General features: G+C 64.8%; 15 protein-coding genes. 8 read left to right on the top strand and 7 right to left on the bottom strand.

The genetic code is table 11. The features are described 5' to 3' along the window. Positions 1 to 15: 15 nt before the first annotated feature. Positions 16 to 417: a DUF1398 domain-containing protein gene (locus ABIC75_RS19720; protein ID WP_354015602.1), complete on the top strand. Its 402-nt coding sequence runs from the start codon at positions 16 to 18 to the stop codon at positions 415 to 417. A 147-nt stretch (positions 418 to 564) separates the two neighbouring features. Further along, the gene (locus ABIC75_RS19715; protein WP_354015601.1) at positions 565 to 1,107 is read left to right on the top strand and encodes a hypothetical protein; all 543 of its coding nucleotides are present in this window, start codon (positions 565 to 567) and stop codon (positions 1,105 to 1,107) included. A 44-nt stretch (positions 1,108 to 1,151) separates the two neighbouring features. Here ABIC75_RS19715 and ABIC75_RS19710 read toward each other — a convergent pair whose 3' ends face one another. The 3 genes from ABIC75_RS19710 to cysG all read right to left on the bottom strand — a co-directional run bounded on the left by ABIC75_RS19710 (position 1,152) and on the right by cysG (position 4,566). Then, complete coding sequence (locus tag ABIC75_RS19710) at positions 1,152 to 1,850, bottom strand: hypothetical protein (RefSeq protein ID WP_354015600.1); 699 nt, start codon at positions 1,848 to 1,850, stop codon at positions 1,152 to 1,154. Positions 1,851 to 2,117: 267 nt separating this feature from the next. Then, positions 2,118 to 3,059, bottom strand: coding sequence for a cysteine synthase A (gene cysK, locus ABIC75_RS19705; protein ID WP_354015599.1), 942 nt, complete (start codon positions 3,057 to 3,059; stop codon positions 2,118 to 2,120). Positions 3,060 to 3,132: 73 nt separating this feature from the next. After that, the gene (cysG, locus tag ABIC75_RS19700) at positions 3,133 to 4,566 is read right to left on the bottom strand and encodes a siroheme synthase CysG (protein WP_354015598.1); all 1,434 of its coding nucleotides are present in this window, start codon (positions 4,564 to 4,566) and stop codon (positions 3,133 to 3,135) included. A 333-nt stretch (positions 4,567 to 4,899) separates the two neighbouring features. On the opposite strand from cysG, the gene ABIC75_RS19695 reads away from it, so the two are divergent. After that, a complete protein-coding gene (locus ABIC75_RS19695; protein ID WP_354015597.1) occupies positions 4,900 to 5,919 on the top strand; it encodes a LysR substrate-binding domain-containing protein in 1,020 nt (339 codons plus the stop codon). Positions 5,920 to 6,901: 982 nt separating this feature from the next. Here the strand turns inward: ABIC75_RS19695 and ABIC75_RS19690 are convergent. From ABIC75_RS19690 to ABIC75_RS19675, 4 genes are all read right to left on the bottom strand, one after another. Continuing rightward, positions 6,902 to 8,668, bottom strand: coding sequence for a bifunctional sulfate adenylyltransferase/adenylylsulfate kinase (locus ABIC75_RS19690; protein WP_354015596.1), 1,767 nt, complete (start codon positions 8,666 to 8,668; stop codon positions 6,902 to 6,904). 66 nt (positions 8,669 to 8,734) lie between these two features. Further along, a complete protein-coding gene (locus ABIC75_RS19685; protein ID WP_354015595.1) occupies positions 8,735 to 9,457 on the bottom strand; it encodes a phosphoadenylyl-sulfate reductase in 723 nt (240 codons plus the stop codon). After that, the gene (gene cysI / locus ABIC75_RS19680; protein WP_354015594.1) at positions 9,454 to 11,148 is read right to left on the bottom strand and encodes an assimilatory sulfite reductase (NADPH) hemoprotein subunit; all 1,695 of its coding nucleotides are present in this window, start codon (positions 11,146 to 11,148) and stop codon (positions 9,454 to 9,456) included. Before cysI ends, ABIC75_RS19685 begins: the two co-directional genes overlap by 4 nt. A 1-nt stretch (position 11,149) precedes the next feature. Then, positions 11,150 to 12,973 (bottom strand): assimilatory sulfite reductase (NADPH) flavoprotein subunit, encoded by a 1,824-nt coding sequence (locus tag ABIC75_RS19675; protein ID WP_436407952.1) that lies wholly within the window; start codon positions 12,971 to 12,973, stop codon positions 11,150 to 11,152. 137 nt (positions 12,974 to 13,110) lie between these two features. Between ABIC75_RS19675 and ABIC75_RS19670 the strand changes: the two genes are divergently transcribed. From ABIC75_RS19670 to odhB, 5 genes are all read left to right on the top strand, one after another. Beyond that, the gene (locus ABIC75_RS19670; protein ID WP_354015592.1) at positions 13,111 to 13,857 is read left to right on the top strand and encodes a sulfite exporter TauE/SafE family protein; all 747 of its coding nucleotides are present in this window, start codon (positions 13,111 to 13,113) and stop codon (positions 13,855 to 13,857) included. A gap of 44 nt (positions 13,858 to 13,901) precedes the next feature. Beyond that, positions 13,902 to 15,095: a cupin domain-containing protein gene (locus ABIC75_RS19665; RefSeq protein WP_354015591.1), complete on the top strand. Its 1,194-nt coding sequence runs from the start codon at positions 13,902 to 13,904 to the stop codon at positions 15,093 to 15,095. After that, positions 15,092 to 15,616 carry a hypothetical protein gene (locus ABIC75_RS19660; RefSeq protein ID WP_354015590.1) on the top strand — a complete coding sequence of 175 codons (525 nt, stop codon included), beginning with the start codon at positions 15,092 to 15,094 and terminating at the stop codon, positions 15,614 to 15,616. Before ABIC75_RS19665 ends, ABIC75_RS19660 begins: the two co-directional genes overlap by 4 nt. A gap of 260 nt (positions 15,617 to 15,876) precedes the next feature. Continuing rightward, positions 15,877 to 18,723, top strand: a complete 2,847-nt coding sequence (locus ABIC75_RS19655; RefSeq protein WP_436407957.1) for a 2-oxoglutarate dehydrogenase E1 component — start codon at positions 15,877 to 15,879, stop codon at positions 18,721 to 18,723. 208 nt (positions 18,724 to 18,931) lie between these two features. Next, on the top strand, positions 18,932 to 20,134 hold the full coding sequence (gene odhB, locus ABIC75_RS19650; protein WP_354015588.1) for a 2-oxoglutarate dehydrogenase complex dihydrolipoyllysine-residue succinyltransferase: 1,203 nt from the start codon (positions 18,932 to 18,934) through the stop codon (positions 20,132 to 20,134). The last annotated feature ends 17 nt before the right edge of the window (positions 20,135 to 20,151 follow it).

Here is a 20,151-nt window from a genome sequence, read left to right as displayed (position 1 = left end):
GTAAGGAGTCTGCCCATGCATGCAGATCAGGTTCTTGTTGCCAAAAAATGCCTGGATGGCGCGCACGACGGCACCATCAGCTTCCCCGAAATCCTCGGCCAGTTGCACGGCGCGGGCTTCGAAGGCTATATGGTCGATTATCGACGAAACCTCCAGACGTATTATTTGCCTGACGGCGACAGCGTGACACTGGACATGCCGGGCAAGCCCGGCGCTGTCGCCGCGACGTTCGAGCCATTGCAGATCGAAGCACTGGTGCGTTGGGCGCAGAGGAATGAACCGGACTATAGCTACCAAGGCTTCTGCGAAAGGGTGCGGGCGGCAGGATGCGCCGGGTATCTGGTATCGATACTAGGCCGTCGCGTGGTGTATTTCGGGCGCACCGCTGAAACGCATGTCGAGTTGTTCCCACAGTGACGCGTCCTCTGCCACTGTAGTTTTCCCGCCGGGAACGCGTATCGCCTGTATCGTTGCATTGGGCGTGCGCGGAGGCCCGGCGAATCGAAGTAATTGAGCATTCGCGATATTGGAAAGACAGAGCAACCTGCTATCTGGAGTAGAGATATGGGTATCCTGCTTGCGTTCGCGCCATTCATCGTCTTCGCCGTTCTTGATCGCTTCGTCGGCCCGGTGTGGAGTCTTGCGGCCGGCACGGCCGTTTCCGCCGCACTGCTGTTGCGCGACCTTCTCAGTCCCGTACGACAGCCGAAGCTCCTAGAGATAGGCACCTTCATTCTCTTCGGCGGTTTAACCGTCTATATGCTACTCAGAGGTTCCAGCCTGTCCGTCATCGGCGTCAGGGTGTGCGTGGACGGTGGACTGCTGCTGATTGTCCTGATGTCCATGGTGATTCGCCGCCCCTTCACCCTTCAATACGCAAAAGAACAAGTTTCCGCGGCGCACTGGAACACGCCGGAGTTCTTGCGCACCAACTATGTGATCAGTGGCGCATGGGCCATCGCATTCGCCCTGATGGTGCTGGCGGAGCTTGCGTTGCTCTACGCACCGCAAATCCCTCACCGGGCCGGCGTGATCGTCATCGTGGCGGCCCTCGTGGGGGCGGTGAAGTTCACGAGCTGGTATCCCACGAGGAACGACATGCGCTGATTCGTCATGGATACGCAAACGCAGCGCGAGGACGGATCAAGTCCTCAGTGATGATCCACCGTGGAAAGATCGCCGACGGTCACGTGGCCGGTCCAGCCATCGAACACGTTTGCGGCCGCCTTGTCGATCGCCATGGCCATCTTCTCCGAAGCCATGCAGTGGGCGTTGTCGTTGGGATCGGCACCCAGGTTCTGCTCACCTGCCATGCAGGAAATGCCGTCGCCACGGGCCGCCGCCTTGTTGAAGCGCGCCATGCCATCGGCATAGCGACGTTCGGCGCGTGTGGCTGCGACGGCGTCGCCGTAGGTGGAGCGCATGGTCTTGAGCAAGTGTTGCGCGTGCTCGCGTTCGTCTGGCGTGGCTGCTTGGAAGGCCGCCTCATAGGCCTGCCGGAAGCTGGAGTTGGGACGCTCGGACGCCAGCGCCAACCAGGCGATGCCCAGTGATCGATCGACCGGCTGGTGGTCGCCGTTGAGCGCCATTACACCCAGTACGTATTGGGCCGGCTTGCTCGCCCAACTGGCCGCTTCCTTGAAGAAGCGTTGCGATTCGGCAACGTCACCGTGACCGTAGGAGCGCTCGGCGATGCAGTAGAAGAAGTCGCCGGGCAGGATGCGTTCCTCGCTGGGAACACATACGGTCCTGGCCAGGTCGGCATCGGAAGGCGCCGCTGCGACCGACGCTGCCTGTGCCGGCATATCGCCCGCCATCGCGGGTGCAGCGAATACCAAGCACGTGATCAACCACCAACCCCTGCGACGAATTCCGTGATTTCCTTGCATATCCCTGCCTCCATGGAACGGTTCCGATCGGCGCGATCGTAATCTTCCTATCGCTGGTTGGCGGCAAATGGGGTCATGAAGATTTCTTCATCCATGGCGCAAAACAAAAGCCGCCCCGATGGGAGCGGCTTTGCGAGGTTGGCCTCTGGTGGCAATGCCACCGTGAAGGTGACAATGCCACCGTGAAGGTGGCAATGCCACAACCCTCTCCCCGTTGGAGAGAAGACCTCATTCCACCTCGTCAGAACCTTCGTTGACGCCCTCGAACAGGAACGTCGACAGATATCGCTCGCCTGTATCCGGCAACATCGCCAGCAGCACCGCGCCCTCCGGCGCATCCTTGGCCACCTGCAGCGCGGCCGCCAACGTCGCGCCCGCGGAGATGCCGACGAAGATGCCTTCCTTCTGCGCCAGAGCACGCGAGGTATCGCGCGCCACCACATCGTCGATCGGCAGGATCTGGTGCGCCACCTCGCGGTTCAGCACGGCAGGCACGAAATCCGGCGTCCAACCCTGGATCTTGTGCGGCTGCCATTCCTTGCCCGAGAGCAAGGCCGCGCCAGCGGGTTCGCTGGCGATGATCTTCACTTCCGGACGTGCCACCTTCAGCACCTCGCCCACGCCCGTGAGCGTGCCGCCGGTGCCCCAGCCGGTGACGAAGTAATCCAGTCGCTTGCCGGCGAAATCGCGCAGGATTTCCGGTGCCGTGGTGTTCCGGTGATAGGCGGGGTTGGCCGGGTTTTCGAATTGGCTGGCCAGGAACCAGCCATGCTTGTCGGCCAGCTCCTTGGCCCTGCGCACCATGCCGCTGCCGCGTTCCGCTGCCGGCGTCAGCACCACCTTGGCGCCGTAGGCGCGCATCAACTTGCGGCGCTCGATGGAGAAGGTTTCCGTCATCACCGCCACAAAGGGATAGCCGCGCGCCGCGCACACCGCGGCCAAGGCCACGCCCGTATTGCCCGAGGTAGCTTCCACCACCGTCTGGCCGGGCTTGAGCACGCCGCGCTGTTCGGAGTCGATGATGATGGCGTAGGCCAGGCGGTCCTTCACCGAACCCGCCGGGTTGAACGCCTCGACCTTGGCATACAGCGTCACATGCTTCGGCGCCAGGCGATGGATGCGCACGATGGGCGTGTTGCCAATGGTGTCGAGGATGCTGTCGTAGATCATGGAATGGCTCCGGGGCTCGGCAGGGATGAAAGGCACAGGGCGCGATGGTGCACCCGCAAGGGAAAAGGTTGTGTCAAGCCGCCGCGCTCGCCAAGGCCGGGCCTGTCGAGGCGATGATGCCCAACGGGGGGCTACCGAACCACGACAAGGTCGTGGCGAGGCTGGCCACCTCGCCGATGATGAGCAACGCCGGCGACCGCACGCCATGCCGCTCCGCCTGCTCCACCAGGTTGGCCAGCGTGCCGACCACCACCCGCTGTTCCGGCCGTGAACCGTTTTCCACCAGCGCGAACGGCGTGCTGGCCGCGCGCCCGTGATCGATCAGCTTCTGACGGATCAGCGGCAGCTCGCTCGTGCCCATATACACCGCCAGCGTCTGGCGTTCCTGCGCCAAGGCCGGCCAGTCGAGCGTATCGACGGAGTTCTGGCAATGCGCCGTGACCAGTCGCACCGACTGCGCATGGTCGCGATGCGTGAGCGGCACGCCGGCATACGCGGCGCACGCCAGGGCCGCCGTGATGCCGGGCACCACTTCATAGGGAATGCCATGGCTGCGCAGGAATTCGAGTTCCTCGCCACCGCGTCCGAACACGAACGGATCGCCACCCTTCAGGCGCACCACGCGACGTCCCGCTGCCGCATGCTCCCGCATCAAGTCGTGGATCTGCGCCTGCGTGGTGTGATGGTTGCCCGCCTGCTTGGCCACTTCGATGCGTTCGGCATCGCGCCGCGCCAACGCAAGCACTTCCACGCTCACCAGGCGGTCGTGAAGAATCACATCCGCTTCGTTGAGGGCACGCAAGCCGCGCAGCGTGAGCAGGCCCGGATCGCCCGGCCCCGCGCCCAGCAGCACGACGGAGCCGGTCGGCGCGGCTTCGGTAGCGTCGAGCAGGCGTTCGGTGGACGCTTCGGCCAGCGCCCATTGCCCACGGCGCAACAGGCTCTGCACGGGGCCGTGCAACACGCGCTCGTAAAAGCGACGCCGCAACGACACATCGGGCAGGCGAGCACGAATGCGTTGACGCATCTGCGCAAGCAGCGTCGCCACGGAACCGATGACCGGATCGATCGCTACTTCCAGCCGTTCACGCAACAGCCGCGCCAGCATCGGCGCGTGGCCGCCGCTGGAAATGGCGATGGTGACGGGCGAGCGATCGATCACCGCGGGCACGTGGAAACTCGATTGCTCCGCGTCGTCGACGACGTTCACGAAAACACGCCGCGCCTCGGCGAGTACGGCGATATGGCGATGCAGCTCGCTGTTCGACGTGGCCGCAATCACCAGCCACACATCATCGAGCCACGCATCCTCGAAGCTGCCGCGCAGCCACTGCACGCGGCCGGCGTCCACCCAGCCATGCAATGCAGGCGTGATATCGAGGGCGCCCACCGTCACCCGCGCGCCTGCTTCCAGCAACGCGGCGGCCTTGCGCTCACCCACCACGCCACCGCCCACCACCAGCACCGGGCGGCCGGACAGATCGGCGAACAAGGGGTAGAGCTTCATCGAACCTCAGGCTCCGTGAGATGCAGTGTTGACCTCCCACGCTAGGCACGCCGCCCGGGCCGCACAAATGATTTCTACGGCAACAGACATGCTCCGCCGTTATAAGGCGATTCGAGCTACCGGCACGACGAAGTATTGACGCAACGCAGCAACCGCTGTATAGACGTCTAATTGTGATCTCTCCGTTACGGTAATTCATGGACCATCATCGCCATCGGCTGGAAACCGCCCCGACCGCCTGCAAACGCAGCGCATCGGCGGAAAAGCATGCGCGATGTATCCGCAGCGCGACACCGAGTCCCTCTTCTCTCGATTGCCTGTGGAACCCAAGCCATGACGCTGACCCAACTTCGCTACCTCGTCGCCATCGCTGATGCCGGCCTGAACATCACCCTCGCGGCTGAACGCGTGCACGCCACGCAGCCCGGCCTGAGCAAGCTCTTGCGACAGCTCGAAGATGAGCTCGGCTTCCAGCTGTTCCATCGCAAGGGACGCAGCCTGCACGCCATCACGCATGCCGGCACGCACGTGCTCGAACGCGCACGCACCATTCTTGCGGAGGCGGCCAACATCCGCTCCATCGCGGCCAACCTGCGCAATGAATCGCGCGGCACGCTGCGCATCGCCACCACGCACACGCAGGCGCGCTTCGCGCTGCCTTCGGCGGTGGCGGTGTTGAGCCGCAGCTATCCGCAGGTGAGCGTGCATCTTCAGCCGGTCAGCGACTCGGATGTGATTTCACTGCTCGACGGCGGCCAGGTCGACCTGGCCATCGTCAGCACCGCCGCCGGCGCCCCGCCGCCGAACGGCATCGCCCTGCCCGCTTACCGCTGGAACCGCAGCATCGTGGTGCCCAAGAACCATCCGCTGGCGCGACAGAAACAGGCGCCCACGCTGGAGCAACTCGCCGCGCATCCGCTGATCAGCTACGACTCGTCGCTGAAGCCTGAGTCATCGTTGATCCGCGCCTTCCAAAGCGCGGGGCTCGATCCGCAGATCGTGATGACGGCAAGCGATGCCGATTTGATCAAGACTTACGTACGCGAAGGCCTTGGCATCGGCGTGCTGGCCGAGATGGCCTATCAGCCGGATCACGACACCGATCTGCGCGAACTGGGCGCGGACAATCTGTTTGCTTCCTGCACCACGTGGATCGTGTTGCGCCGCGAGAGCGTGTTGCGCGAATACGCGCTGGATTTCATTGGTGTGTTTGCGCCGCATCTGGAGCGTCGCGCGGTGAGTCGGGCGTTGGCTTCCGGGGGCACGGGTACTTCACAGTGGCCGGGTGTGCCGCATTGGCGGGAGCGGCGGGTGCCGGTGAAGTTGGTGGAGCCGATGGTGGAGGCGCAGTGAGGTTTTTGGTTTCGCTGGACGTGGTGGTTCCGACTCCGGCCTGTTGGTTGTCGCGCAGGTAGAACGTTCGGATACCCTTTTTGATTTTTAGCTCGTCATCCCGACGCACCCCCAAAGGGGGCGAGGGCCGGAGGCGCTTTCAACAGCCGAAGGTTGGTCATCCAGTGACTTTGCACTTGGTTATCGCGAATCCTTTGCTCGCTCTTATGCGGCGCTTCCGCGATCAGGCCGCTTACGCAGCGGGCGTTTCGATCGGCTGCCGCCGCTCGAGTCACTTTTCTCTTGCTGGCCCAAGAGAAAAGTAACCCAAAGAGAATGGCCTTCAGAGCAAGGGCTCGCAGCATTGTGCTGGGATAAGCCCGAACGCTTGAGGATGGTTGTGGCGGGACACCCATGGGAGGCCAGATAGCGCGTACTCCGAAGCGCTACGCAACGCGCCCGAATCGTAGAGGACTTAAAGCGGAGCCTCGCTTCGCATCGGTCTTGGTTGTCGTCGCAGTCCATGGTTGCCGCTACATCACACTTCTCCCTCTCCCCTTGCGGGAGAGGGCCGGGGAGAGGGGGCGGGTGCTCGCGAAAGCATCGCAACTTAGCGCTTTGACTCTTCGCTCTACGGGTTCCCCGTATGACAGCGGCGGGCGGCGGGCGGAAAGCCCGTAGGGTGGCCGCAGGGATGCGGCCAGTTTTTCGACAGGACATGGATGTCCTGTCGAAACCCCGTAACCCGCCCGCGTACCTTCCGTCCTACGGACGGAAGGCGCGTCATCCGGGGTGCCTTTTCTTTTGGCATTGCCACCATCTCGGTGGTTACTTTCTCTTGGGCAAGCAAGAGAAAGTAACCCGGACCGCGGCAGCGGTTCGGAAGCCCGCCGCAGGCGAGCCAGGTCATCGAATCGCGACAACCGAGCGCGAAGTCACTGGATGACCAACCTTCGGCTGTTGAAAAGCGCCTCCGACCTTCGCCGGGATGACGACCAAACACTCAACCGCGCAACAAGCCCCTCTGCTCCAGCAGAGACACAATATGCCCCGCCAACACCAACGGATCCCCGGCATTCCCGTCAATCCGCAACTCCGGCTGCAGCGGCTCCTCATACGGATCGCTGATTCCCGTGAAATGCGTAATCGCCCCCGCGCGCGCCTGCGCATACAACCCCTTGCGATCACGCGCTTCGCAAACATCCAGCGCCGTCGCCACATGGATCTCGATGAAATCGCCGTGCGCCTCCACCAGTGAACGCGCCTCGGCGCGTGCGTCCGCATAAGGTGCAATCGGAGCGCACACCGCCACGCCGCCGTGGCGCACGATCTCACTGGCCACGTAGCCAATGCGCGTCACGTTGGCATTGCGATCTTCGCGCGAGAAACCAAGGCCTCGTGAGAGATGCTTGCGCACTTCGTCGCCGTCCAGCACGGTCACCGCGCGACTGGTGCGCTCCAGCAACTGCGCCACGACCGCTTGCGCGATCGTCGACTTGCCCGCACCGGAAAGCCCGGTGAAGAACAGGGCGAAACCACGCGAGGCCTGCACCGGATGCCGCTCACGCAGGATTTTCACCACCTCGGGAAACGAGAACCACGCAGGAATATCGCTGCCTTCCTGCAGGTGGCGGCGCAGCTGTGTTCCCGAGATGTCGCGCACCTCGTCGTCGGGTTGCACTTCGTTCGATGGCAGGTAGGCGTCGCGGTTGGCCACGTACACCATGGCCGGGAACGGCACGATGCGGATGCCCAGTTCGTCCTGATGACGCTCCAGCAGATGCTGCGCATCGAACGGACCATAGAACGGCTTGCCGTTGGCGTCATTGCCGGGGCCGGCGTGATCGCGGCCCACGATGAAATGGCTCGCCCCATAGTTCTTGCGGATGATGGCGTGCCACAGGGCCTCGCGCGGACCACCCATGCGCATCGCCAATGGCAGCAGCGACAGACGCGCGCTATTCGCCGGGTACTGCGGCAGCAGTGCCTGATAGCAGCGCACGCGCGTGTAGTGGTCGACGTCGCCCGGCTTGGTGCGTCCCACCGACGGCTGCACCAGCAGCTTGGCGCCCACTTGCTGCGCGGCGCGCAGTGTCAATTCGCGATGCGCACGATGCATGGGGTTGCGCGTCTGGAACGCGACGATGCGATACCAACCCTGCGACGTGAACCAGTCGCGCAGGCCGCGCGGCGTGTCCCGCAGCGTGCTGAAGTCGTAGTGCGACGGCGCCTGGATGCCGCGCACGCGGCCGCCAAGGTTCACCGGACGATAGCGATCCAGCAACTCGGCCACGCCGGGGTGCGTGCGGTCCGTGGTGCCGAACACTTGTTGCGCCTCGTGTACGCGGTCGGGTCGATAAATGTCCTCCACTTCCAGCACCGCGATCGGTACGCCCTGCACGTCGCGCAGCGCGACTTCGCTGCCTGGCACCAGGCGTTCTGCGGATGCTTCGCTGACGTCCAGCGTGATCGGGATGGGCCACAGCGTGCCATCCGCCAGGCGAGATTCAGTCACCACGCGATCGTAATCGCGTTGGGTGAGAAACCCTTCCAGGGGCGAGAACGCGCCGTTGAGCAGCAGCTCCAGATCGCACAGCTGGCGCGTATCCAGGTCGATGCCCGGCAAGCCCGCGCTGCGTTGCTTGAGCACGGCGGCTTGGTCCGCCGGCAGATACAACTCCTTCAGCACGCCGCCGTGCGGTGCAATCAGCGAGGGAGCTTCATCATCGGGAAGCGCAGCAGCGTTCTGCGCGAGGGCACTGTGGCTCATGGTGTGGTTCTTCTTGTCGGGGCGGTGGCCGGCGTCGTGCGCCGGATTGGTTCTTGTGGTGTTCGGTCAAGCCAGACCGTGAAGCCCGCATTCGCGCTTCAGGCCAAAGAAACGGGTCGCGTCGATATCGGTGCCGGGTTCCCAGCGATGCGTGGTGTGCACATCGCCGATGGAGATGTATCCCTGCTCCCACAGCGGGTGGTAAGGCAGGCCGTGCTTGTGCAGGTACAAGCCGACGTCGCGGTCGGTCCAGTCGGCGATGGGATGGAATTTCCAGCGGCCATCGCGACGTTCAGCGAACGGAATGTCGGCGCGCGTGCGTGCCTGGCTGCGGCGCAACCCGGCGAACCAGGAGCCCGCGCGAAGCTCATTCAGCGCGCGCTGCATGGGTTCCACCTTGCGCAGTTGGTTGTAGCGGTCGATGCCTGCCACGCCCTGCTCCCACAAGCGCCCTTCCCTTGCTTCCAGCCACGCGGGACTTTCCAGCGCGCTGTACACGCGGACATTCAAGGCAAGGCGATCGCGCAATTCCTCGATGAAGCGATAGGTTTCAGGAAAGAGATAACCGGTGTCGACCAGCACTACCGGAAGATCGGGCCGTTGCCGCGTCAGCAGATGCAACGATACCGCCGCCTGCGCACCAAAGCTCGACGACAACACGTGCGTGCCCGGCGCATAGGCAAGCGCCCAGACCACGCGCTGCTCGGCCTCCAGATGGCCAAGCCAGGTATTGAGTTCCTTCAGCGCCCGGGCATCGTGTTGCGCATCCTCGAGCAGCGTTTGCTTCATGCCACGACCTCCGCGGGAATCCGGCGGGTGTTGGCGCTGATCACACCAGTGCGCACCAGGAAATCACCGAAGCCTTCGTCGGTCGCGCGTTCCGACGCGTACCGCGCGAACAGCGGCGACAGAGCCTCGAGAATGGCCGGCTCGTCCACGTTTTCACGATGAATCTGGTTGAGCCGCTGACCGCGAAAATCCGCGCCCAGCCGCAAGTCGTAGCGACCGGGCCCGCGACCGACCAGCGCAATCTCGCCCAGGTACGGGCGCGAGCAACCGTTGGGGCAACCGGAAAGTCGCAGCAGGATGGGCGCGTCGCGCAGGCCATGCGATGCCAGCAGCGTTTCGAGTCTTGGCAGCAATTCCGGCAGATAGCGTTCGCTTTCCGCCATGGCCAGGCCGCAAGTGGGCAACGCCACGCAGGCCACGGCGTGACGCCGGATGCCGCTGTCGGTGCGATAGCCGTCGAGCCCATGCGCCGCCACGATGGCGTCGATGCGCGCGCGATGTTCTGCCGCCACGTTGGCGACGATCACGTTCTGGTTGCAGGTGAGGCGGAAATCGCCCTCGTGGATGCTGGCCAGCTCGCGCAAACCGGTGAGCCAGCGACGCTCGCCCACGTCGGCAAGGCGGCCCGATTCGATCTGCAATGTGAGATGCCAGCGTCCATCGTCGCCTTCGATCCAGCCGTAGCGATCGCCGTTGTGGTCGAAGTGGTAATCGCGTTCCGGTTCCAGCGCAAAACCCAGGCGCCGTTCCAGTTCGGACTTGAAGGTGTCCAGGCCGCGATGGTCGATGGTGTATTTCAGGCGCGCGTGCTTGCGCTCGCTGCGATTGCCCCAGTCGCGCTGCACGGCCACGATGGTTTCGGCCGTGGACAGCAGGCGCTCCGGCGGTACAAAGCCGATGACGCTGGCCAACCGTGGATAGGTGCTCGCATCACCATGCGTGGCGCCCATGCCGCCGCCGATGGCGACGTTGAAGCCCTTCAGCTCGCCCTGTTCGATGATGGCGATGAGCCCGAGATCCTGCGCGAACACGTCCACGTCATTGAGCGGCGGAATGGCCAGGCCGATCTTGAACTTGCGCGGCAGATAGGTGCGACCGTAGAGCGGTTCCTCGTCCTTGGGTTCGTCCACCAGCGGTTCGCCGTCGAGCCAGATCTCGTGATAGGCGCGCGTGCGCGGCGACAGTTCTTCCGACAGCCTCGTGGCCCATGCATAGGCGAGCGCATGCGCGCTGGATTCCACCGGATTGGGTGTGCTCACCACGTTGCGCACCACATCGCCACAAGAGGCAATCGTGGTCGCCAGCGCGTCATGGATGGCGGCAATGGTGGGCTTGAGTTTCCGCTTGATGATGCCGTGCCACTGGAACGTCTGGCGCGTGGTGATGCGCAGCGTGCCGTTGGCGTAGTCGCGTGCGAGGCGATCGAATACCAGCCACTGCGTGGGCGTCACCACACCGGAAGGCAGACGCGCGCGCAACATGAAGGAGAAGGCGGGCTCCAGCTTCTGTTTGCGACGTTCCTCGCGCAGGTCGCGATCGTCCTGCTGGTAGCTGCCGTGGAATTTCAGCAGCTTGTTGTCGTCGTCGCTTATCGCGTTGGTGACGGGATCGCTCAAGCCTTCGACAATGGTGCCGCGAAGTTGCCGGCTGGCCGCCTTGATGCGTTCGAAATCGGAGAGAGGTGTGCTCATGTCAGTACACGTCGCGGGCGTAGCGGCCCTGCTGGAGAAGATCGGACAGCCATTCCTTTGCTTGCTCTTGCGACTGGCCGCCGTGCGCCACGGCCACGTCGATCAGCGCGGCATGCACATCCTTCGCCATGTGGTTGGCGTCGCCGCACACGTAAAGGTGCGCGCCTTCCTGCAGCCATGTGTAGAGATCGCGCCCCTGTTCGCGGATGCGTTGCTGCACGTAGACCTTGGCGTCGCCGTCGCGCGAGAACGCCAGGTCGAGCCGATCCAGCGAGCCATCGCGCAACGCTGCCTGCCATTCGATCTGATAGAGGAATTCGCTGCTGAAATAGCGGTTGCCAAAGAACAACCAGTGGCGTCCACGCGCCGCGGTTTCGCGGCGCTCCTGCACGAAGGCACGGAACGGCGCCACGCCTGTGCCTGGGCCGATCATGATCACGTCGCGACTGTCGTCCCTGGGTAGGCGAAAGCGTTCGTTCTCTTCGATGAAAACCGGCACGCCACGCTCGTCCGAAGATGCGCCAAGGAACGAAGAGGCCGCGCCCCAATGGGGTTCGCCATGCGCCTGGTAATCGATCACGGCCACGGTCAGGTGCACTTCGTCGCCCACCGCTTTCTGGCTGGACGCGATGGAATACAGGCGCGGCGTTTGCGGGCGCAGCGCGGCGACCAGTTCGTCCGCCGACCATGCGGTGGGATGACGGCGCCACAGGTCGATGGGTTGCAGATCGGCGAACAGCGCAGCGAGGCGCGACGATTGATCGGGACGAAGCAGGCTTGCCAACTCCTGGTCGCCGCTCACGTCGGCCACCGCGGCAATCAGCGGCCGGCTCAGTCGCGTGAGTTCGCGCTCGTGCGTCAGCCAGCGACGCAACGGCAGTTCCCTGCCCTCGTGATGCACGGCGTGTTCGCCATCGAGCTTGAGCAGGCTCAGCCATTGATCGACCAGCGCGGGCGGATTCTCGGGCCACACGCCCACGGCATCGCCGGGTTCGTAACGCAGGCCCGAGCCTTCCAGCGAAAGCTCGATGTGACGAATATCGCGGCCGGCATCGCGCGCCACGATGGTCTGGTTGTCGAGCACCGGCGCGGCGAACGGGCGTTCCCGATGATGCGTGGCGCGCGACGGCACCGGTTGCAGCGTGGCCACGCGTGCTGCCGGCTGCGTGGCGCCAAGGGCTTGCCTCGCCTGCTCCAACGCACGTTCCGTCCATGGCGTGGCCACCGCGTCGATATCCACGTCCGCTTCGCCCAGGGGCGCAAGGCGTGTGCCGCCGAGTTCGGCGAAGCGATCATCGAGCTGGCGACCGATCGCACAGAATTGCGGATAGCTCGAATCGCCCAGTCCCAACACGGCATAACGCAGGCCGGGCAACTTGGGCGCGCGCTTGCCGAGGATGAATTCCACCAGGCCGCGCGCATCGTCCGGCGGTTCGGCGTCGCCCTGGGTGCTGATCACCACGACCAGATGCGTTTCCTTCGCAAGATCGCGCTGGGCATAGCCGTCGGCGCGCATCAGGCGAACGGCCAGCCCGGCGGCTTCGGCGCGCGCGCTCAGTTGCGTGGCGATGCGCTTGGCCTGCCCGGTCTGGCTGCCGTAGAGAATGGTGAGCCGCTCGCCGACGGCCTTGACAGGCTGCGCGGGAAGAATGCCCCGCTGCAGCTGGTCGGCGCGTGCGGCGCTCCAGGCGGCGATCCAGTAGAGCTCGGCGGGGCCGAGTCCGTCAGCGAGTCGCTCCAGCGAGGACAGCTTGTCGCCGTCAAGGGAAGCCAGACCGGTTTGCGTTGCGACGACCGCGTTCACTGTCCACCTTTGGACGTCCATACATCTGGACAGCCAAAGTAGTCATCGCTTTATGTCATGTGAAAGGACGTGTTGGCATAACCATATGTCCGCAGGCTTATTTCCCTTGGCAGGGACCCACCCCGTAGACTGGCCGCGTTTCCACTGCGTTTTGGTTCATGCCCACGGATTTCCTCACTTCAGCCGTCATCGGCGTGCTGGCACAGCTGGTCGATGGCGCCCTGGGCATGGCTTATGGCGTGACGTCGGCTGCGATGCTGCTGGCCCTGGGCGTCCCGCCCGCCATGGCGAGCGCCAGCGTCCACTATGCGGAAACGCTGACCTGCGGCGCGTCCGGGGCCAGCCACCTGATGGCCGGCAACGTGATCAAGCGGCTGTTCTGGGCACTGGTGATCCCCGGCGCCATAGGCGCCACGGTGGGCGCCTATGTGGTCAGCCACGTCCCGGCCGCCTGGATGAAGCTGGCCCTGACGCCTTATCTGATCGGCATGGGCCTGTTCCTGCTGTTTCGCCCCTTGCGCCGCCAGCGCCTGCATGAGGAAACACCCGCCATCAGCCGTCCACTGGGGCTGGCGGCCGGTTTTGCCGATGCGGTGGCCGGCGGCGGCTGGAGCGCGCTTACCGTGACCACGCTGGTGGCGCGCGGGGTGCGGCCGCGCATGGTCATCGGCACGGTGCACCTGGCCAAGTGCGTGGTGAGCGCGGTGGCCAGCATCAGTTTCTTTGTCCATGTGGGCTTTCCGCATGGGGCGTCGGTGGCAGGCCTGATCGTGGGCGGCGTGGTGGCCGCGCCGCTCAGCGCCCTGCTCGCCCGCCGCATGCCGCCCCGCGTCGCCACCGTGCTGGCGGCACTGGCCGTGCTGGGCATCGGCATCAACAACATCGCGCACACGCTGCTGCACTGACGGCGATCAACGGTGCCGTCATCGCGTTCGCTTAGAATGGCGGGATGACCAAGTCCCCTGTCCTCCCCATCGAAGTCCGCGGCAGCGCCAAGCAGCCGCTGGGCATGAGTCCCGCGCAGTTCCTGCGCGACTACTGGCAGAAGCGCCCGCTGCTGATTCGCCAGGCGTTTCCCGATTTCGTCTCGCCGATCGAACCGAACGACCTCGCCGGCCTGGCGATGGAAGACACCGCGCTCTCGCGCCTGATCATCCACGACGAAACCCGCGACCGCTGGAAGGTGAAGACCGGCCCGCTGACCGAGAAGGATTTCGCCAGCACGCCCAACAAGAACTGGACCCTGCTGGTGCAGGACGTGGACAAGTGGGACGCGGACGTGGCCGCCCTGCTGGAAGACTTCAACTTCCTGCCCAGCTGGCGCCTGGACGACATCATGATTTCGTACGCCGAGCCCGGCGGCGGCGTGGGTCCACACGTGGACCAGTACGACGTGTTCCTGCTGCAGGGCCTGGGCCAGCGCCATTGGGCGATCGACACCAACCCCGATGCCCCCACCGGTTTCCGCCCCGACGTGGAACTCAAGCAGCTGCAGGTGTTCGAGCCCGACCACGAATGGATGCTCGAACCCGGCGACATGCTTTACCTGCCGCCCGGCGTGCCGCACGACGGCATCGCCTTTGCCGGCCCGTGCCTCACCATCTCGGTGGGCATGCGCGCGCCATCGCAGGCCGAGCTGACTGGCGACCTTGCCGACTATCTGGCCGAACGCCTGCCCGATGAACTGCGCTACGCCGATCCCGATCTCACCCCGGCCAAGTCCGCCGGCGAAATCGACCGCGCGGCGCTCGCCCGCCTCAAGCAGGCGTTGCCGTTTGCGGCGGCACTGGACGAAGCCACGCTGACTGATTGGTTCGGCCGCTTTATCACCCGCTACCGCAGCGCCCAGATGCCGGTGCCCCCGGAAAAGGAACTGTCCGAGGCCGCCCTGCGCAAGCCGCTCGACGCCGGCGCCGCTCTGCTGCGCCATCCGTGGGCGCGCATGGCCTGGGCGCGTGCCAAGCGTGGCGCCACCCTGTTCGTGAACGGTCATGCCTATCCGACGTCGGTGGATCTGGCCGAACGTCTCTGCGCGGCGCGCGAACTCGTTCCGGGCAAGTCGTTGCCCGACGCCGAACTCGCCTTGCTGCTGGCTCTGGTCAACGACGGTCACCTGATCGTCCACAAGCCGCGCCGCCGATGAGCGACCGCGACGTCCACCCGGATGCACCCAACGCTGGCGAGAATCCGGCCTTGCCGGCCGGCGATCGCACCGAAGTGGCCGCCGCCCGCCTCCGGCTGCTGAGCGAAGCACGACGGCGCATCGCCATCTATCAGCCTGCGCTTTCCGATGAGGTCTACGGCAGCACACTGGAACTGGCCGAGCTTCGACGCCTCGCCACGTCCGGGCGCGGTGCCGAGATCCGGCTGATCGTGCACACACCCGAAGATGCGCTGCGCGACAACCATCGGCTGGTCGCCCTCGCCCAGCGCTTGTCCAGCGTGGTGCTGGTGCGCACACCGCTCGAAGAAGTGGACCTGGCCTACGCCTCGTCCTACCTGCTCACCGACCAGGGCGGCTACCTGTTCCAGCCCGACGCTCGCCGCGCCGACGGCCGCGCTTCGCTGGCCGACCGCGCCGGGCAGGCGCCGCTGATGCAGCACTTCAACGAGGTGTGGGAGCGTTCGGCCCGCGCCAGCGTCTGGTTGCCGCTCGATCTCTAGCCGCCGGCTGAACGGCGGGCATCTCGGCGCAGGCCTTGCCCGCATCGGCGCAAACGCGTCGTTCGCCGGGCAAATCCGCGCTCTACGACGATGGTCGGTACCCGGAAACTCGAAATATCGTCGATCGACCCCATCTAAGGTCGGAGTTTTGGGTTGCCGCGTCGCAGCACCCCAAGGCTATAATTAACGGGATTTTTCCCAGCCATCCGGCCAACCCCGGCCGGAGCAGCTGCATGCCTCCTTTCCTCACCGGTGGTGACGTGAGCACAAATCTGATCCGCGAGTTTTTCGACTCCTCCCAACTCGCCGGCGGTAACGCCGATTACGTTGAACAGCTCTATGAATCGTGGTTGGCGGACCCTTCGTCGGTCGAGGCTACCTGGAGCAAGTATTTCGAGACTTTCAAAGGCCGCGAGTCGGGGGACGTGCCCCACTCTGCGGCCATTGCGCGTATAGAGGCCGCACAAAAGCAGCGTCGCAACGGTGTCGCCGTGGCCGCTGGCCCGGTCGACGACGCCCACGCCCGCAAGCAAGCCGGCGTGCTGCGCATCCTCACCGCCTACCGTTCGCGCGGCCACCTGGCCTCGAACCTCGACCCGCTCGGCCTGGCCGAGAAGCTGCCGGCGCCGGATCTGGAACCCTCGTTCCACGGTCTGTCCGATGCCGACCTGGATACCGAGTTCGACTGCGGCAACTTTGCCGGCGGCGGCCAGCGCATGAAGCTGCGCGACCTGATTGCCCGACTGAAGAAGGTGTACACCAACACCCTCGGCGTCGAGTTCATGCACATCAGCAACCATGAACAGCGCAACTGGATCTACACCCGCCTGGAGCAGGCCAACGGCACCGCCGGCCTCGACGCCGCGGGCAAGAAGCGCGTGCTCGCCGAGCTCACCGCGGCCGAAGGCCTGGAGCGCTACCTGCACACCAAGTACGTCGGCCAGAAGCGTTTCTCGCTGGAAGGCGGCGACAGCCTGATCCCGATGGTGGACGACGTGGTCCGCGCCGCGGGCGACAACGGCGTCAAGGAAGTGGTGATCGGCATGGCCCATCGCGGCCGCCTCAACATGCTGGTCAACATCCTGGGCAAGCCGCCGCGCACGCTGTTCAACGAATTCGAGGGCAAGTGGGACCATCCGGATGATCCGGCCCACTCGGGCGACGTGAAGTACCACATGGGCTTCTCCGCCGACGTCAAGACGCCCAACGGCGGTACGCACGTGGCGCTGGCGTTCAACCCGTCGCACCTTGAGATCGTCAACCCGGTGGTGGCCGGCTCGGTGCATTCGCGCCAGGTCCGTCGCCGCGACACCGAGCGCAAGCAGTCGCTCGCCGTGCTGGTGCACGGCGACGCGGCGCTGGCCGGCCAGGGCGTGAACATGGAATTGTTCAACATGTCCCAGGCGCGCGGTTTCAAGATCGGCGGCAGCCTGCACATCGTGGTGAACAACCAGGTGGGCTTCACCACCTCCAACCCGCAGGACGCCCGCTCCACGCTGTACTGCACCGACCTGGCCAAGATGGTCAACGCGCCGGTGTTCCACGTGAACGGCGACGACCCGGAAGCCGTCATCCAGGCCACTCGCCTGGCGTACGACTTCCGCAAGCAGTTCCGCAAGGACGTGGTGATCGACCTGGTGTGCTACCGCCGCCACGGCCACAACGAAGCGGACGAGCCGGCCGCCACGCAGCCGGTGATGTACCAGATCATCCGCAAGCGCCCGACCACGCGTGATCTCTACGCGCAGGAGCTTGTGAAGCAAGGCGTGATCGCCGACGGCGACGCCCAGAAGATGTTCGACGACTACCGCGCCCGCCTCGAAGCCGGTGCGCCGATGACCGAGCTGACCACCTCGCTGGTCAAGGACATCGAAGTCGACTGGGAGAAGTTCATCGGCGGCAAGCTCTCCACCGAGACGAGCACCGCGTATCCGAAGCAGCGCCTGGTGGAACTGGCCAACCAGATCCTCAAGTTGCCCAAGGACCTTACGCTGCAGTCGCGCGTGGCCAAGATCTACGAAGACCGCGCCAAGATGGCCGCCGGCGAACAGCTGGGCGACTGGGGCTTTGCGGAAAACCTCGCGTACGCCACGCTCATCGACGAGAACTACAACCTGCGCCTGGTCGGCCAGGACGTGGGTCGCGGCACGTTCTTCCATCGCCATGCCGTGCTGCATGACCAGCAGACCGGCTACACCTACATGCCGCTGGCCGACGTGCGTTCGGGCGCCGACGTGGAAGTCATCGACTCGCTGCTCAGCGAAGAAGCGGTCATGGCGTTCGAGTACGGCAGCGCCACCACCGACCCGTACACCTTGCACATCTGGGAAGGCCAGTTCGGCGACTTCGCCAACGGCGCGCAGGTGGTGATCGACCAGTTCATCAGCTCGGGCGAAGCGAAGTGGAACCGCCTGTGCGGCCTGGCGCTGTTCCTGCCCCATGGCTATGAAGGCCAGGGTCCGGAGCATTCCTCGGCCCGCCTGGAGCGCTTCCTGCAGCTGTGCGCGCTGGACAACATGCAGGTGTGCGTGCCCACCACGCCGGCCCAGGCGTTCCACATGATTCGCCGCCAGATGGTGCGCCCCACGCGCAAGCCGCTGATCGTGATGACGCCCAAGTCGCTGCTGCGCCACAAGCTGGCCGTGTCCTCGCTGGACGAACTGGCCACGGGCAGCTTCCAGCTGGTGATTCCGGAACATCGCGAACTGGCCGCCAAGAAGGTCAAGCGCGTGGTGCTGTGCTCGGGCAAGGTCTATTACGACCTGCTGGAAGACGCCGAGAAGCGCGGCCTCACCGACGTCGCCATCGTGCGCGTGGAGCAGCTGTATCCGTTCCCGCGTCCGCAGGTCACGGCCGAACTGGAAAAGTATGCTTCCGCCAAGGAAGTGATCTGGTGCCAGGAAGAGCCGATGAACCAGGGCGCGTGGTTCCAGATTCGCCACCACCTGCAGGCTTGCGTCAACAGCAAGCAGAGCCTGTCGTACGCCGGCCGCGCTCGTTCGCCGGCACCGGCGGCGGGTCACCTCAATACGCACGTCGCCGAGCAGGCGGCACTCGTGGAGCAGGCACTGGTGGCGCCGATCGGCACCGACCACGCGGCGGAATAGTTTTCTCATTGAAGAGTGCGGCCATGGATGGCCGCTTTTTGATCTTCGCGGTCATGGATGACCGCAAAAAATATAGGTCGGCCATGGATGGCCGCTTTTTGACTTTGGCGTTCACGGATGGACGCACTAAAATTTGAGAAGTGCGGCCAGGGATAGCCGCTTTTTGACCTTCGCGTTCAGGGATGAACGCACTAATCAAAGGATATTTATGTCTATCGAAGTCAAGGTTCCCGTCCTGCCCGAGTCCGTCTCCGACGCCACCATCGCTACCTGGCACAAGAAGGCCGGCGAAGCGGTGAAGCGCGACGAAAACCTGGTCGACCTCGAAACCGACAAGGTAGTGCTCGAAGTGCCGTCGCCGGTCGACGGCGTGCTGAAGGAAATCAAGTTCCAGTCCGGCGACACCGTGACCAGCCAGCAGGTCATCGCGGTGATCGAGGAAGGCGCTGCTGCCGCTGCACCGGCTCCGGCCGCTGCTGCTCCGGCCCCCGCCGCCGCGCCGGCTGCTGCCGCTCCGGCCAAGGCTGCCGCCGGCAATGCTGATCTCTCGCCGGCCGGCCTGCGCGTGGCCACCGAACAGAACATCGATGCCTCGAAGGTCGCCGGCACCGGCCGCGACGGTCGCGTGACCAAGGAAGACCTGCTCAACGTCGGCAAGGGTGGCGCCGCTCCGGCCGCTGCTGCGCCGGCCGCCAAGCCGACCCCGGGTTCGCGTCCGGAAGAGCGCGTACCGATGACCCGCATGCGCGCCCGCATCGCCGAACGCCTGATGCAGTCGAAGAACTCCATCGCCATGCTCACCTCGTTCAACGAAGTGAACCTGGCCGAGGTGGTGAAGATGCGCAAGGCGCTGGGCGAGTCGTTCGAAAAGGCCAATGGCGTGAAGCTCGGCTTCATGAGCTTCTTCGTGAAGGCGGCTGCCGAAGCGCTGAAGCGTCATCCGCTGGTCAACGCCTCGGTCGACGGCAACGACATCGTCTATCACGGCTACCAGGACATCTCCATCGCCGTGTCCACCGACAAGGGCCTGGTGACGCCGGTGCTGCGCGACGTGCAGGACATGAGCTTCGCCGACGTCGAGCGCGGCATCGTCGACTACGCCAAGAAGGCGCGTGACGGCAAGCTGGGTCTGGACGACCTGCAGGGCGGCACCTTCACCATCACCAACGGCGGCACCTTCGGTTCGCTGCTGTCCACGCCGATCGTGAACCCGCCGCAGAGCGCCATCCTGGGCATGCATGCCATCAAGGAGCGCGCCATCGTCGAGAACGGCCAGGTGATCGCCGCCCCGATGATGTACCTGGCGCTGTCCTACGACCATCGCATCATCGACGGCAAGGACGCGGTGCTGTTCCTGGTGGATATCAAGAACCAGCTTGAGAATCCGCAGCGGATGCTTCTTGGTCTCTGACCAAGAAGCCAGTCAGG

The organism is Dyella japonica (assembly GCF_040545895.1).
GTDB lineage: Bacteria > Pseudomonadota > Gammaproteobacteria > Xanthomonadales > Rhodanobacteraceae > Dyella > Dyella japonica_D.
This window is presented reverse-complemented; position numbering and strand designations above follow the sequence as displayed.